Below are 15551 nucleotides of genomic sequence, written 5' to 3' on the forward strand. Positions count from 1 at the left end.
CCCTCACGCTCGTATGCTTTACCCACCATATAACCAGTGATGTTTTGCAAAAATACCAGCGGTGTTTTGTTCTGATTACAGAGCTGGATAAAATGCCCTGCTTTTTTCGAACTGTCGTTGAACAAAATACCGTTATTAGCAACGATACCGACCTTATAACCCCAGATATGCGCGTAGCCACAGAGCATGGTCTTGCCGTAATTGGGCTGGTATTCGTGGAAGCGGCTGCCGTCTACAATACGGGCGATCACTTCCATCATGTCGAACTGAGTTTTGATATTTGCAGGAATAATGCCATACAGCTCTTTAGGATCGTAATACGGCTCTTCAGATTCCTGCTGCTGTGCATCCCATTTTTTCGGAGTACTCCACTGAGCAACAATTTCTCGACCGATAGCTATCGCTTCTGCTTCGTTTTCTGCCGGGTAATCGCAGGTTCCTGAGACTGAGGTGTGCATATCTGCACCACCCAAGTCCTCCACGCTAACTTCTTCACCAGTTGCCGCTTTCACCAGCGGCGGCCCGCCAAGAAACACTGCACCTGTGCCGCGAACAATAACGTTATAGTCGCTCATTGCCGGCACGTAGGCACCACCAGCAGTACAATGACCGAACACCAATGCCAGCTGCTTTACGCCCATTTTCGACAGTATCGCCTGATTGCGGAATATGCGTCCGGCAAAATATTTATCGCCAAACAACTCAGACTGAAGAGGCAAAAAGCCGCCCGCACTGTCGCAAAGATGAATCACTGGTAGACGGTTTTCTATAGCAATATCCATGGCACGAACGATTTTTTTAATCGTCATTGGGTACCACGCGCCGCCCTTGACGGTACTGTCATTCGCATGGATCACGACCTCTCGGCCGGAAACAATGCCAATACCAGTAATGCAGCCTGCCGACGGCGCATCGCCATCATAAAGTTCACCGGCAGCCAGCGACGACAACTCGAGAAACGGCGTGCCCGGATCTAATAATAATTCTAAGCGCTGGCGCGGCAGCATTTTTCCTTGCCGCTCCAGTCGATCCAGGTCACGCTGGGGACGGCTGTGTCGAGCCGCGTCCTGGCGCCGGTGAAATTCCGACAAACGCGCTTCGTTTGCCTTTAGGTTCTCTTGATATTCGGATGAATTAGTATTGATCCGACTTTGAATTCTGCGCATGGCGATAGTCCAGCCGTATTAATCTGATTTTTATCGACGCTATTCGCCGTCGATTTCCACAAGTACATCGTCTTTATTAAATTCGGATCCCGCTGCGACGCTGATACGCTTTACAATACCGTCGCGCGCTGCCTTCACCGTAGATTGCAATTTCATACTTTCAATTGTCATCAGCTTGGCGCCGGCAACTACTTCGTCACCTTCAGCTACCAACAACTCAACAACAACACCCGGCATAGGCGCACGAATACTGCCCTCGCCCGCTGCTGCCGCGCCCACCAAAGAACGGGGATCAAAAGCCGTCACCTTGAAATAGCGGCCTTCAATTTTAAGAAAAATATCATCGCCATCACGGGCGACCCAGCTTTGGTAGCTGCGACCATCGAGTGTTAACTGGCAGGCGCCACTGCGATCGTGATCAAAAATCACCTTACAATCGCGATCACCTATCGCCAACACCAACTCATTGGCAAGACTGCGAGGCGCCACCTCCACCATTTCATCGGCTAATTTAAAGGTATATCTCACCTCAGTTTCTCCACTCTTTCATGAGACGGTACGGACTTGGAATAGCATCCATCATCGCCACAAACTGACGATCACTAAGTGCGGCCGTGGCCACTAGCGCTGTTTTAAGGTCTTCACTCACCGCGAGCGGCAGCAAGTCTTCGGCGTGATGGCGAATAAAGCCCGTATCGGTTTTACCTTCGGCAAAGGCGGCATGACGCAATATCCGTGCAATGTAGTCAGCGTTCGTTTCAACACCCAGCAATACAAACTCATCAAGCGCCACTAAACATTTAGCGATTGCAGCGTCGCGGTCTTCGCTATGTACCACTAACTTAGCAATCATTGAATCAAAAGCGGTACCGACTTTCTGACCTTCGTAGCTGGCGCTGTCAAAACGTACGCCGTCGCCAACGGGGGGATGCAACATCAGCACCTTTCCCGCCGACGGCGCAAAATCATCGTCAGGAATCTCTGCACAAATACGGCATTCAATTGCGTGACCGCGCTGCACAACGTCACCCTGAGCCACACTCAGTTTTTCACCCATGGCCACACGAATTTGCTCCGCAACCAAGTCAACTCCCGTCACCATCTCAGTAATAGGGTGCTCGACCTGAATACGTGTATTCATTTCTAGAAAGTAAAACTCACCATCAGGCGCGTAGATAAATTCGATGGTGCCGGCACTGGTGTAATTCACAGACTGGGCAATTCCGACTGCCACGTCGCATATTGACTGTCGCTGCTCCTGACTCAAGGCAGGTGACGGCGTTTCTTCAATCACTTTTTGAAAACGGCGCTGAATAGAACACTCGCGCTCCCAGAGGTGCACACAGTTACCCTGCTCGTCGCCCAAAACCTGCACTTCAATATGACGGGGATTCTCAATGTAGCGCTCGGCGTAAATCCGCGGGTCGCCAAAATAGCGCTGAGCCTCGACCTTCGCCGTGGCAACAACATCGCTTAAGCCTTTGGCATCGCGGACAATCTGCATGCCCTTACCACCACCGCCAGCAGAGGCTTTAATCACTAAGGGAAAACCAATTTCCATTATCCGAGCAATAAACTGTTCGGCATCGCCGTTATCGAGCACCGATGGCGCCACCGGAAAACCGCGCTCCTGTACAAAATTACGGGAGCCGATTTTATCGCCCATTAGCGTCATTACTTCGGGGCGGGGACCAATAAACTGAATGCCCGCGTCATCGAGAGCCTCAACGAATTTCGCGTTTTCTGACAAAAACCCATAGCCAGGGTGTACCGCGTCAATGTCGTTATCTCGACAAATTTTGACAATATTCTCAATATCTAAGAACGCAGCCACCGGGGTGTCGCCGGTCACTTCATAAATTTCATCGGCCATTTTAAGCGACGGACTATCGGCCTCGACACGATGAAACAGCAGCGCTGACTTCAAGCCCATATCCTTTATGCTGCGCAAAATTCGCACCGCAATCTCGCCGCGATTGGCTACCAATATTTTGTTTATTTGTCGCTTAGCAGACATAACTCAGTTTCCAACCCTAGGTGTACTCTAATCTAACGCTGCGTCCCGCTATCGAGCGCGGCAAAACCCGTCGTAGTCCGGCACCAAATTAAACCACTATTGAGCCAAACCATAATTGTCTTTATTGACACATACATCAATATTAATTGTCAAGACATGGATTACATAAAAATGATAATTACGAACAAAAGTGCCAGTCACAGCTCGCCATTCGCGCTAATTCTATTAGCAATATCGCACAGACAAGAAATAAACCACGCAAATTGATTCAAAAATCAATAAGTATAATTGAGTTAAGCTCAACATTCCGCTAATCTAGAGCCACAACTATATTAATGGCGAGGTCAACAAGGTGTTTAAAGAGGATATATTGCTAGGCAAAACAGCCTATGTTTCCGGCGGCACAAGCGGCATAAATCTTGGAATCGCGGCATCACTTGCACGCCATGGCGCCAACATTGCCATTATCGGCCGCGACCTAGAAAAAGCCGAACGCGCCGCTGACACTATTCGCAGCGCAGCGCCCACCGTAAAGGTGCTCTGCTTTAGCGCCGATGTTCGCGACTACGACGCCATTGAAGACACCATGAAGCAGACCAGCGAAACCCTCGGCCCGCTCGACATCGTAATCGCCGGCGCCGCAGGCAACTTCTTTGCCCCCGCCATTAGCATTAGCCCAAAGGGCTTCAAAACCGTAGTGGATATCGACCTAATGGGGACCTTCCACGTATTCCGAGCCGGATTCGACTACTGTCGCAAGACCAGCGCATCATTCATCGCCATTACCGCACCGCAAGCTGTTAACGCCACACCACTGCAAGCCCATGTTTGTGCAGCAAAAGCTGGCGTTAACGCGCTGCTGAAGACCCTAGCGATGGAGTGGGGGCCATCTGGCATCCGAGTTAACGGCATTGCCCCAGGCCTCACCGGCGAAACCGAGGGCCTAAAACGGCTTTTTGCAACAGACCCTGAAGGCGGGCAGAAAATGATCGATGCCCTAGCAATTCGTCGCCTCGGGTCTATCGATGATATTGGCGCCGCAGCGATCTACCTCAGCTCGCCGCTGGGCGGCTATATTAACGGCACTATCCTCGACGTTGATGGCGGCTACCAAATAGGCGATGCCAGCCTAGACTGCCTCAGCCCCACGCGATAAACGGATAACAATCATGATTAGCACTTCACACAGCAATTACGTCAGAACGATTTACCTCGACGACCCAAGCTCCTTCAACGGCATCAGCGAAGCCCTCGTAGCGGCGGCGACCGAGGCCTTGACCTCCGCCTTAAAGGACGACAATGTCCGCGCTATCGTATTAAGCGGCAAAGGCAAGTTTTTCAGCGCCGGCGGCAATCTAAAGAATTTTATGTCGCAAACCACACCAATGGATGAATACATCAGCGACGCCATGGCCAAGGTTTACAACCCCTTTGGGCTTTTCCTACGCAGTCTTAGCAAGCCCATGGTATGCGCCGTAAACGGCCCAGCCATAGGCGCGGGCGTCGGCATTGCCCTAAGCGGCGATATAACAGTGGCCGCACGCTCTGCGTATTTCTCGCTACCCTTTGTACCGAAGCTTGGCGTGGTTCCCGATATGGGCTCTTCTTGGCTACTGACCCGCGCGTTAAATTATAATCAAGCTCTCGCACTAACCCTCACCGGCGAGCCCCTCTCCGCTGAAGATGCAGCCGCAGCTGGCATGATCTGGCGCTGCATAGATGATGAACAACTAGCCGAAACTGCCCAGCAACTGGCCGAGAAACTGGCACAATGCTCACCGGCCGCTATTCGCCGAAGCAAACAGCTACTCGCCGCCGCAGCCGAGAACAGTTATGCTCAGCAGCTTGAATTAGAACGCGATTTGCAAACGGAAAGTTTTGGCGGCAAAGCATTTAAAGAAGGCCTCCAATCCTTTGCAGAGCGTCGCCCCGCGGACTTCATCAACTGCGGCGACGATTAACAAATAAAAGGGACTAGAAGCTTGGCCAAGATCAAAAGTACTAGCGCAAGAACCCGCCTTTCTCCCGCGCAACGGCAACGTGAAATTGTACTCGCGGCGAGAACGGTTTTTGAAACCCAAGGCTACGAAGCCTCAACTATCGCCGATATCGCCAAGAGCGTCGGCGTTGTCGAAGGCACCGTTCTGCACTATTTCAAAACCAAGCGCGCACTCATGACTAAGGTGATCGAAGAGTTTTACTCTGGAATCACCGGCGCGATGGAAGACGGCGTTAGCGGCATAAATGGCGTGCGAAATAAAATTCGCTACGTTATCTACACCCACATGTCGGTTTTGCATGACAATGCCAATCTGTGCACCGTCATCCTTAACGAATCCCGCAGCAGCCAAAACGAATTACTTGAAAAAGTGCATGATCTCAATCGGCGTTACAGCCATATCATTATTGATATAGTTCGCGAAGGCCAAGAAAGCGGCGAAATCGCTGAATTTGCCTCGCCAGTGCTAGTGCGCAATGTTGTATTTGGCGGCATTGAACACTACCTGTGGGATATTGTCTCGGGCGGTCGCCGTGCTGATATTGACAAAATTGCGGACCAGCTAACCCAGCTGGTATACACCGGTATAGCCAATAGACCCGACGACGTCCGCGGCGAAGTAAATCAACTAATCGTTAAGCTCAACAAAATGATCAAGTAGGGACGCTGCCGCAAGCTAATGGCGGCAAGCCATCTACCACACAATAAAATAGGCCACTCGATGAGTAACATTATTATTCACCAACTCGAAATCTCCCCGTTTTGCGACAAAGTCCGCCGCGCCCTGCACTTTAAAGGCCTCGACTATAGCGTAGTAAACGTACCCATGGGCGAGCTGGCCAAACTCAAGAAGAAATCTGCGATAGGCAAAGTACCAGTGCTCGAAATAGACGGCGAATTCATTGCCGACTCCAGCACCATCTGCCGCGAACTAGACCGCCGTTTTCCCGACAAACCACTACTACCTAGCGACCCCAACCACGCCGCACTGGCAAATATCCTTGAAGACTGGGCCGACGAGAGCCTCTACTTCTTTGAAATGACCATGCGCTTTACCTGGACCTACGACCGCGCCCGCTGGGTCACCGAAATACTCAAATACGACAACGCCGTTATGCGGCGCCTCGCCCGCCCGCTAGTGCCGTACTTAACTCGCAAACAAGGCACACTACAGGGCCTCGCAAAACGCAGTGAAGCCGATATTCTCACTGAACTGGCACGCCACATCACCAGCCTCGAAGCCATACTCAACAGCAACGGCGATTACCTTGTTGGCGACTCCCTCAGCCTTGCCGACATAAGCGTACTCGCGCAATGTGAATGCATTGCCGGCTCATCAAAGGGCCTACCTCTTATTGAACAAGCGCCAAAGCTGATGACGTGGATGCAACGTATTGAAGAGCAGACGGGCGGCCCTGCTACGCGCTGAACAGCAATTAAGCGAAACCCCAGCAGATCGAGGCCAGAGTAAAAAGCACGCTTAAAAGCGCCCGGCCGCCACAAATAGCGCCAGGTAGGATTTTCCCTCTGGCACCGCCCCCACCACTCTGGCAAAGCCCCTAACATAGACTAGACTTACGATAAAACATGGGAACGCTGACCTTGCTTGCCAATACTCGACCACTGGAATCCGCTAAACTAATGGCAATATGCACGCCAAGTTCCTGACTTTGCTACATTAAAAAATAAGGACCAGCCATATGGACCAAGACAAACGCAAAGGCGACGAACCGATTCCACGCAATCTTAATAAGATGCTCAATGATTCCCAGCGCGCTGCTTTGACCCAGCTGGAAAACTTTGGCTGGCAACTCCAATTCGTTCGCCACCCCCTGTTTCAGGAGCCGGTGGTAGTGGTAGTTAACCCCGAAGGAAGAGAGTTTGGCGTACTCGAGGACGACGGTCGCATCAATATGGAAGCGCACATCGCATTTCGCGAAAAAAAATAAAGTCGAGAAGCGGCGCAAGGCTAAATTAAAATAGACCGGCGCCTTCTAATGAACAATTTATGCTTTTAAAAAACTCACTCTATCTACTATATTTGCATTAATAGCATCACTGTATTTCGCAATCAAACTCTTACGCTTGAGCTTCATAGTTGGAGTTAACAGACCATTCATTATTGTCCACTCTTCAGGCGTAATGATAATGGCCGCTATGCGCTCATAGGGCGGCACAGTGATATTAATCCGGTCTAGCGCTTCAATAAGCTTTGCTCGCAAAGCGGCATCATCAAGGTCTGCGGCGAGCTCTGAACGAGTCGCTAGCATTACCGGCTGATCTAGGCCGTGGCCGCAGACACAGACCTGCCCCAACTCCGACACCGCGCCAAATTTATCCTCCAATTTAATTGGGCTAATAAATTTTCCTTTAGTGGTTTTAAAAACCTCACTCATTCTCCCGGTAATCCAGAGGTTGCCACCCTCGTCCAATCTCCCGGTATCGCCACTGTGGTACCAACCATCAATAAGGACCTCTGCCGTTTTCTCCGGGTTTTTATAGTAACCCGTCATTAAACCGCTACTGCGAAAACAAACCTCTTCATCCGCAGTAAGCTTAATCTCCACCCCCGGCAACGGCTTGCCAACACAGCCGGCTGGCGGACGACTCGACTCACTCCAAAAGGTACCGTCGCAAAAGTTTTCGGTCATGGAGTAGCCCTCGCGCAACATTACCCCCATGTCGATAAACCAGTTTTGAACATCTTTGGGACACGGCGCGGAGCCAGTGAGAATCACTTGAGCCTTGTCCAAGCCTAACTGCTTGCGCACAACTTGGCGCTGTTCATCAGTAAAATTAGCCTGCACGTCCGCAGGAATTTTAGCATCGACCGCCATTTTAAACTTCACCCACAAACGCGGTACTGAGAAGAAGAAAGTCGGTGCCACCGAGCGCAACTCTTCTGCAAAGAATTCCAAACCCTCAGAAAATGAGATCACACCATTACAGTACAATGCATTCATTTCCACTATACAGCGCTCGGCAGCGTGCGATAACGGCAAGTAGGAGATAAACCGCTCACGCTCGTCGCCACTGCCAATGGCCCAGGTTTCTTGAAAACGCGGCAAGACACTGCCGGGGGTGCCGTGCACATGCATAACCCCCTTCGGGTTACCGGTAGTGCCCGAGGTATAGAGGATAGTAAACAAGCCCTGGGGGTCAGGTATGGGCGAGCCTGTATACGGTTCGTAACGAGTGAGAATGCCCGCCAAAGATTCATCGACTTCGATATCGCAGCCATGAATACCCACGCGGTTCATGCCTGCCGGAAGTATTTCATTGGCCGTCGCGGCAAGATCAAAACTGCCCAAAAAGATCATCTGGCTTTCGCTATGAGCCAGAATATACTGACTTGATTCAGCGTCTTGCCCCGGATACAAGGGCACACTAACGTGGCCAGCCAGCATAATAGCAAAATCGACCACCACCCAGTCTGCACAGTTTTTAGCAAACACCGCAATCCGGCTACCCGGCTCAAAATCCTGCTCAATAATATAGCTTGCGACACGGCGCGCGCGGTCAGCCACCTCGGCCCAAGTGTATTCGGTCCACTCTAAATTGCTTGGCTGGCGCAGAAATACCTGATCAGCCGCCTCAGATTCCCAGCGGTAGAACATTTCCAGTGGGGTTTTCACCGCATCACGCATTTCCGCACTCCTCTTTTATCATTATTTCAATACTGCCGAATAAGCCGAGCGCATCAACCTCTCTCAACTCACCCGACAGTCAATTTGACGACGTTTTTAGCCAATACTGCGAACCACGACAATTGAGTTAGGCTCAGTAAGTATAAAAATTAGCACTCATTTCATTTAGAGTCCAGCCAAATTGATCTTCAGATCAATTAAAATCAACGCCCTTAGCGATATAATCAGCAACAATAGCCGGAGCTAGAAAACGCTCACCATAGACCTGGGCTAACTCCGCGCAACGCTCAGTAAAACGCGTCAAGCCGTATGTATTTACGAATTGCAGGTAACCTCCAGTCCAGCTTGGCGCTCCAATACCCATAATGGAGCCGATATTGCCGTCTGCAACACTGCGCAGTACGCCGTCTTGCAGGCATATCAGACTTTCAATTACCGGGCGAAACAGCAGTCGATCGCGAATATCTGCATCGCTTACGGCGGCATCAGCACTTGCATCAAAGAATAATTCGTTTAACTGCGGCCACAGCGATTTACCCGATTCACCGTATTCGTAATATCCGCCGCCATAGGCGCGGCCGCCGCGACCATGCTCATTCAACAAGCTGCGCATCAAGGCGGTACCTTTAGGCGTGGGGTCGTCTTCAGGCTTACGCAGACCCATTGCGATTTGCGCGTCAACAATATCAAGCGACAACTTCTGACTAACTTCGTCCTGCAGAGCCAGCGGCCCTACCGGCCAGCCCACAGATTTACCCACACTCTCAACTCGCACGGCATCGACGCCCTCAGCGATTAATTGCGCCGCTTCCTGAATTGGCGTACTGATAGTGCGCGAGGTATAAAATCCCGGTGCGTCGTTCACCACAATCGGCACTTTCCGCAACTGTTTAGCAAGATCAAAAGCTTTGGCTAGCGTTTCTTCGCTGGTTTGTTCACCACAGATAATTTCGAGTAGCGGCATACGATCTACCGGTGAAAAAAAGTGCATGCCAATAAAGTTTTGCGGCCTACTGCTCGCCTCGGCAATGCGGGTTATCGGTAAGGTCGATGTGTTAGATGCCCACACACCACCCTCAGCTAACATGTTCTCAGCTTCGCTGACTAGCGCGTGCTTAAGCTCTAAGTTTTCGAAAACCGCCTCAATAATAAAATCGCAGCCACGCAAGTCCGAAACTTCAATGCTTGGCTTTATACGCGCCAATGCCTGCGTTGCCACCTCTTCGCTCAAACGGCCTTTTGCGACCAGCTTAGCAAGGCCTTTTTCCGCATAGGCCTTAGCCTTCACTGCGGACTCCAAACTCACATCTTTGATAACGACCTCTATACCCGCCTGCGCCGCGACCATGGCAATGCCTTGGCCCATCATGCCCCCGCCGAGCACACCCAGCTTCTTCACCGTGTATTTTTCTTCGGTTTTAGGCCGACTTTTGCCGCCACTCACTTGATTCATTTGAAAGAAAAATGCGTTGATCATGTTTTTCGCTTCGGGCCGGGTAACCAACTGCGAAAATTGCCGACTCTCAATAGTCAGCGCAGTATCAAAGTCCACCCGCAACACCTCAACCATCGTATTGAGGATAAATTCTGGCGCCGGCAATAATCCACGTGTTTTCTTAAACAAAGCGGCCGACGCCATGGCGATGTGCTGACGAATACTCGGACTACTCTCGTCACCACCTGGGATAATAAAACCTTTGCGATCCCACGGCTGACTCGCCCCTTCACTGCCCGCTGGATTGCTTTTTATCCAGCTTTTGGCGGCCCCCAAGAGCTCAGTTTGATCATCGGCTAGCGCGTGGATAAACCCCTCACTCGCGGCCTTTTCAGCGTTCAGCTTCTTCCCTTCCATCAAATACGGAAACGCTTTTTGAAAACCAATTAATGACGTTAAACGTACGATCCCGCCACCACCGGGTAACAGCCCCAAACCAACCTCCGGCAAACCCAGCTGAACACTGGGGTGATTTAGCGCAATTCGGTAATTACAGGACAAAGCCAATTCCAAACCACCGCCCAATGCTGCCCCATTTATTGCCGCCACTGAGGGCACACCAAGTTTTTCAATACGCCGAAATAAAGATTTAATCATTTGGGTGCGATTAAAAACCCCCTCCTCTTCGCCGGGCTGAGCAGCAACAAGCTCATTAAGATCACCACCGGCAACAAAGGTTTTTTTAGCCGAGGTAATAATCAACCCAGCAAGCTCTGGCTCATGTGCTAACCGCTCTAAAGTTCCTTTTAAAGCGGCTATAAATGCATCGTTTATTGCGTTAACCGGCCCGCTCATATCCATCGTAACGGTAACGATATTGTCGGCATCTTTGTGATAAATAAATTCTGTACTCATAGCTCTACCCAGCATTCAATTGTATTAATGTTGTGAGTTTGCCCAACAGGGAGTTACACCCGCTCAATAATGGTGGCAATACCCATACCACCACCCACACACAAGGCAACAAGGCCGCGTTGTAAATTACGGCGCTCTAACTCGTCGAGAATAATGCCGATCAACATTCCGCCCGTCGCGCCAAGCGGATGCCCCATTGCAATAGCGCCGCCATTTACATTAGTAATACTGTCATCAATTCCCATATCCGCCATAAAGCGCAGCATGACCGAAGCAAAGGCCTCATTAATTTCCCAGAGGTCTATATCGCTCACCGTTAAGCCTGCTTTTTTGAGACATTTATGCGCGGCCGGCCCTGGCCCCGTTAACATAATAACGGGGTCACTAGCAGTCACTGCGGTAGCAACAATCCGCGCACGCGGCGTCAACCCCAAATCTGCACCTACTTTGGCACTACCAATTAATACCGCGCTGGCACCGTCGACAATACCCGACGAATTTGCGGGAGTATGAACATGCTCTATTTTTTCGAGACGCCGGTATTTGGACAACGCGAGATCATCCATACCCATGTCCCCCAGCCCCTGAAACGACGGTTTGAGTGCCGCAAGGCTGTCGAGGTTACTGTCTGGTTTTATAAAATCATCTTGCGCAAGGATCACCGCGCCACTGCGATCACGCACGGGCACTAGCGACAAAAACCAACCGTTGTCCCTAGCTTTGGCGGCGCGCTGCTGGGAAGCAACCGCAATCTGATCGACATCGCGGCGACTCCAGCCGCCGAGATTAGCAATTAAGTCTGCGCCAATGCCCTGAGGGACCGCCTTTTGCCCGAGGATAAATTCCGGGTCCGAGAACATAGCACCGCCGTTACTACCCATCTTGACCCGCGACATGCACTCGACGCCACCGGCAACAATGAGGTCTTCCCAGCCAGAGGCGATTTTCTGAGCTGCAGTGTTAACTGCCTCGAGCCCTGAGGCGCAAAAGCGATCAAGCTGGAATCCGGCAACGCGCTCATCCCATCCGGCATACTGCGCCGCGGCCTTAGCGATACAGCTACCCTGCTCACCCACCGGGGTTACGCAACCTAGAATCACGTCATCTACCGCACTGGTATCTAAATCATTGCGTTGCTGCAATTCTCGAAGTAAACCCGCAGCCAGCGCGACAGGCTTAACCTCGTGCAATGAACCACCCGCTTTGCCTTTGCTACGCGGCGTTCTGATCGCGTCAAAAATGTATGCACCAGTAGTCACCCCAGCCTCCAAAAATCATCACCAACGCGATATCGCCCACCGAAATCGCTATCGGCCTAGTTTGGGAGACGGGAAAAGTCAGCACAATGATGAAAAAGGCGGCATAAATTGATATAAAGATGCATACAAACTATTTATTTGCATGCTATGAACAATTTATCAGTATTGAGCAGCTCGATCAGCATCTCGATGGCAACGGTAGCACGCAGCCTCACAGGCGCCCGCCTGCATGCTATCAACTGCAACCAACTACTGCGCAGCTGCGGCATCGACCCGGCCTTGCAAAGCTCACCACAAAGCCGCATCCCCGCCCGGCAATTTATTGAACTGTGTCGCCGCATCAGCGGCCGCCTTGAAGATGAGCAGTACGGACTACTAGAGCGCAAACAACGCATTGGCAGTTACCACGCAATTGCCACCAACGCCGTTCACGGTAAAACCCTAGGGGAAGCCATGCAGCGCTTCGCCTCAGTGAGCAATTTATTTGATAATAGCCTGCACTTATCCTGCGAGTTTACGGGCCAACAGGCCAAACTTGAGGTATTGCGCCGCACTGGCATGCAAGTCCGAGACAGCTTCGCCATCGACACCACACTCATGATATTGCATCGCTTTGGAAGCTGGCTAATTAACGAACGAATTGCCCTGCATATGGTGCGACTCGACTACCAAGCACCGCCTCTGCACGAACACGAGTATTTGTTTTACGGAACCAGTGTAATCAAGGGTACTAGCTGCAGTAGCATCGAGTTCGACGCGAACTACTTAGACCGACCAGTAGTGCAAACAGAATCAACGCTTGTCGATTATTTTCAAGACGCCCCAGCCAACCTTTACCTGCCCTTTGAAGAAAGCGGTCAATACACCCGTCACATTCGGCGCTATCTAGACAAACTTACCGAGGAAGCGTTTGCAAAGTGCAGCTTAAAGTCCTACTGCAAGACGCTGGGCACCAGTAGCGACAGCCTACGACGTCGCCTAAAACAAGAAGGCAGTAGCTGGCAAGCCATTCGCAATAGTGTGCGACGCGAGCAAGCGATTAAGCTGCTTACCAGCAGCGACAAAAGTGTCGAGCAAATTGCATTTTTGATTGGCTACACCGAAGCCGCTCCTTTTATTCGCGCTTTCCGGAATTGGACAGGGGCCACCCCACTACAATTTCGAAAATCCCTACAACGCGAACCACGCAGTTATTGACCAATACATCAACAAGTGCCAAGATGACACTAAATCATTGCACCTCACTTAGGTGCAAATGCGAACCCATACTCATAAGCCGTTGAATAGAAAGAAAATTAAAACAGACCTCCTTATTTATACAAATATCAATAAAGAAGTACACAGCGGAGCTGGCAATGACGAATACCGAAAGCAGGGCAATTCACCCCACATTTGATGTTGGCGCCAATGCCCCAAGCATTGCCGAAACCCTCGCAAGCCAACGTAGAAGCTTTATTGATGATGGTTACCCCACACTGAAAACTCGCATCGACCGGCTCGATCGTTTAATAGATTTACTCCGCGTGAACAAGCAGCGTTTTTCCGATGCACTGCGCGCCGATTACAGCGCCCGCTCTCATTTCGACAGCGTGGTATTTGATGTTTTAGTCCCCATTGAAAGCCTGAAATACTTGCGTAAAAACACCGCCAGCTGGATGAAAAAAGAATCACGGGGCGCAAAATTTCCACTCAACCTACTCGGCGCCGACGCTCATATTTTTTACCAACCCCTCGGTGTCGTCGGCATTGTGTCACCCTGGAATTTTCCTGTGCAGCTCACGTTCTCGCCGCTGGGCAACGCGATTTCGGCGGGTAATCGCGCCATGATTAAGCCCTCTGAGCTAACCCCGGCGACCTCAGCTTTAATGGCTGAGCTTATTCACAATAACTTTGCCACCGAAGAAATTGCCGTAATTAATGGCGGCCCAGAAGTCGCTAGTGCATTCTGCAGCCAGGCTTTTGATCACCTGGTATTCACCGGCGCACCGTCGGTGGCAAAGCACGTAATGCGCGCCGCCGCCGAAAACTTAGTACCCCTAACACTTGAACTTGGCGGTAAATGCCCAGTGATCATTGGTGACGGTGCCGACTTAAAAGCAGCGGTTGAGCGCACATTTACCTTTAAAACAATGAATGCGGGTCAGATTTGCTTGGCGCCAGATTACACCTTCGTAAAAGAATCTCAGCTTGAGGAGTTTATTAAACTCGCTCGACAGTTCGTCGAATCTAATTTCGGCACATTGAACAGCAACCCCGACTACGGCTCAGTAATCAATGTCCGTCATCGGGGCCGGATTGCCTCTTATATACAAGAAGCCCACGACCGTGGCTACCGAGTGGAGGCCCTTGCCGACGACATCGGCTTAGCGCAACCGGTCGGCCATAATAAGCTTGCCCCAACCCTGGTGATAAACCCCGACAACGACGCGAAAATTATGTGCGACGAAATTTTCGGGCCCGCCATGGCGATCAAAACCTATGACAATATCGACAATGTCTGCACTGCGATAAATGCTGGAGAACGTCCTTTGGCGCTCTACTACTTTGGCTCGTCCAACGCAGAGATCAATCAGATCAAAATGAATACAACCTCTGGCGGCATGGTAGTTAACGATATCGCCGCCCACGTTTTACAAGACACCATGCCACTTGGTGGTGTTGGGCACAGCGGCATGGGCAGCTACCACGGCTTTGACGGCTTCCGCCAACTCAGCCACGCCAAGGCCTATTACAAACAGGGGTTAGTAAGTCTAACGCCCTATTTCAAAGCGCCGCACACCGACAAAATGCTTAAGCTACTCGAAAAATTAATGGGCTGAGCTCCGGCTATCGTCACCGCCAATGAATACTGAGATATAAAAATACAATGAAAATTGAAGCCTTTGAAATAAAGATTGACCAAGCACAGCTCGATGAACTCAGCCAAAAATTGAACACCAGCAGATTACCCCTAGATTTCGGCAACGGCGAGTGGGCCTACGGTAGTAACGGCGATTATATGGCTGAGCTACTGCACCACTGGCAGCACGAATATGACTGGCGTAAACATGAAGCGGCAATGAATGAATTCCCGCACTTTCGCTGTGTTATCGACGAGATGCCAATTCACTTCA

14 protein-coding genes are annotated in these 15551 nt (G+C 50.9%); 8 read left to right on the forward strand and 6 right to left on the reverse strand.

Going from position 1 to position 15551, the window contains the following annotated elements:
• The 3 genes from ABYT30_RS07460 to ABYT30_RS07470 form a co-directional block, all read right to left on the reverse strand.
• The coding region (locus tag ABYT30_RS07460; RefSeq protein ID WP_373095810.1) for an acyl-CoA carboxylase subunit beta at positions 1–1166 on the reverse strand (1166 nt) is incomplete at its 3' end.
• Between the two features lie 39 nt (positions 1167–1205).
• Complete coding sequence (locus ABYT30_RS07465) at positions 1206–1694, reverse strand: acetyl-CoA carboxylase biotin carboxyl carrier protein subunit (RefSeq protein WP_373080353.1); 489 nt, start codon at positions 1692–1694, stop codon at positions 1206–1208.
• 1 nt (position 1695) lies between these two features.
• The gene (locus ABYT30_RS07470) at positions 1696–3183 is read right to left on the reverse strand and encodes an acetyl/propionyl/methylcrotonyl-CoA carboxylase subunit alpha (protein WP_373080351.1); all 1488 of its coding nucleotides are present in this window, start codon (positions 3181–3183) and stop codon (positions 1696–1698) included.
• A 370-nt stretch (positions 3184–3553) separates the two neighbouring features.
• Here ABYT30_RS07470 and ABYT30_RS07475 point away from each other — a divergent pair, with 370 nt between their 5' ends.
• The 5 genes from ABYT30_RS07475 (at position 3554) to ABYT30_RS07495 (ending at position 7131) form a co-directional block, all read left to right on the forward strand.
• Positions 3554–4339 (forward strand): SDR family oxidoreductase, encoded by a 786-nt coding sequence (locus ABYT30_RS07475; RefSeq protein WP_373095812.1) that lies wholly within the window; start codon positions 3554–3556, stop codon positions 4337–4339.
• Between the two features lie 13 nt (positions 4340–4352).
• Positions 4353–5144, forward strand: a complete 792-nt coding sequence (locus tag ABYT30_RS07480; RefSeq protein ID WP_373095813.1) for an enoyl-CoA hydratase/isomerase family protein — start codon at positions 4353–4355, stop codon at positions 5142–5144.
• A 21-nt stretch (positions 5145–5165) separates the two neighbouring features.
• A complete protein-coding gene (locus tag ABYT30_RS07485; RefSeq protein WP_373080344.1) occupies positions 5166–5843 on the forward strand; it encodes a TetR/AcrR family transcriptional regulator in 678 nt (225 codons plus the stop codon).
• Positions 5844–5903: 60 nt separating this feature from the next.
• Positions 5904–6611: a glutathione S-transferase family protein gene (locus ABYT30_RS07490; RefSeq protein WP_373080341.1), complete on the forward strand. Its 708-nt coding sequence runs from the start codon at positions 5904–5906 to the stop codon at positions 6609–6611.
• A 271-nt stretch (positions 6612–6882) separates the two neighbouring features.
• Positions 6883–7131 (forward strand): hypothetical protein, encoded by a 249-nt coding sequence (locus tag ABYT30_RS07495; protein WP_373080340.1) that lies wholly within the window; start codon positions 6883–6885, stop codon positions 7129–7131.
• 57 nt (positions 7132–7188) lie between these two features.
• On the opposite strand, the gene ABYT30_RS07500 is transcribed toward ABYT30_RS07495, so the two are convergent.
• From ABYT30_RS07500 to ABYT30_RS07510, 3 genes are all read right to left on the reverse strand, one after another.
• Positions 7189–8829, reverse strand: a complete 1641-nt coding sequence (locus ABYT30_RS07500) for an AMP-binding protein (RefSeq protein WP_373095815.1) — start codon at positions 8827–8829, stop codon at positions 7189–7191.
• A gap of 193 nt (positions 8830–9022) precedes the next feature.
• On the reverse strand, positions 9023–11179 hold the full coding sequence (locus ABYT30_RS07505) for a 3-hydroxyacyl-CoA dehydrogenase NAD-binding domain-containing protein (protein WP_373095816.1): 2157 nt from the start codon (positions 11177–11179) through the stop codon (positions 9023–9025).
• 53 nt (positions 11180–11232) lie between these two features.
• Complete coding sequence (locus tag ABYT30_RS07510; protein WP_373095818.1) at positions 11233–12438, reverse strand: acetyl-CoA C-acetyltransferase; 1206 nt, start codon at positions 12436–12438, stop codon at positions 11233–11235.
• Between the two features lie 189 nt (positions 12439–12627).
• Here ABYT30_RS07510 and ABYT30_RS07515 point away from each other — a divergent pair, with 189 nt between their 5' ends.
• From ABYT30_RS07515 to ABYT30_RS07525, 3 genes are all read left to right on the forward strand, one after another.
• Positions 12628–13635, forward strand: coding sequence for an AraC family transcriptional regulator (locus ABYT30_RS07515; RefSeq protein WP_373095820.1), 1008 nt, complete (start codon positions 12628–12630; stop codon positions 13633–13635).
• A 158-nt stretch (positions 13636–13793) separates the two neighbouring features.
• Positions 13794–15257 (forward strand): coniferyl aldehyde dehydrogenase, encoded by a 1464-nt coding sequence (locus tag ABYT30_RS07520; RefSeq protein WP_373095821.1) that lies wholly within the window; start codon positions 13794–13796, stop codon positions 15255–15257.
• Positions 15258–15304: 47 nt separating this feature from the next.
• A partial coding sequence (locus tag ABYT30_RS07525; RefSeq protein WP_373095823.1) for an epoxide hydrolase N-terminal domain-containing protein occupies positions 15305–15551 on the forward strand: 247 nt, incomplete at its 3' end.

Source organism: Zhongshania sp., from assembly GCF_041623545.1.
In the GTDB taxonomy this organism is placed as follows: Bacteria; Pseudomonadota; Gammaproteobacteria; order Pseudomonadales; family Spongiibacteraceae; genus Spongiibacter.

Coding starts and splice junctions, on each gene's coding strand:
- ABYT30_RS07490 (WP_373080341.1), top strand. CDS start 5,904: ATGAGTAACATTATTATTCACCAACTCGAAATCTCCCCGTTTTGCGAC.
- ABYT30_RS07505 (WP_373095816.1), bottom strand. CDS start 11,179: ATGAGTACAGAATTTATTTATCACAAAGATGCCGACAATATCGTTACC.
- ABYT30_RS07480 (WP_373095813.1), top strand. CDS start 4,353: ATGATTAGCACTTCACACAGCAATTACGTCAGAACGATTTACCTCGAC.
- ABYT30_RS07470 (WP_373080351.1), bottom strand. CDS start 3,183: ATGTCTGCTAAGCGACAAATAAACAAAATATTGGTAGCCAATCGCGGC.
- ABYT30_RS07515 (WP_373095820.1), top strand. CDS start 12,628: ATGGCAACGGTAGCACGCAGCCTCACAGGCGCCCGCCTGCATGCTATC.
- ABYT30_RS07500 (WP_373095815.1), bottom strand. CDS start 8,829: ATGCGTGATGCGGTGAAAACCCCACTGGAAATGTTCTACCGCTGGGAA.
- ABYT30_RS07495 (WP_373080340.1), top strand. CDS start 6,883: ATGGACCAAGACAAACGCAAAGGCGACGAACCGATTCCACGCAATCTT.
- ABYT30_RS07520 (WP_373095821.1), top strand. CDS start 13,794: ATGACGAATACCGAAAGCAGGGCAATTCACCCCACATTTGATGTTGGC.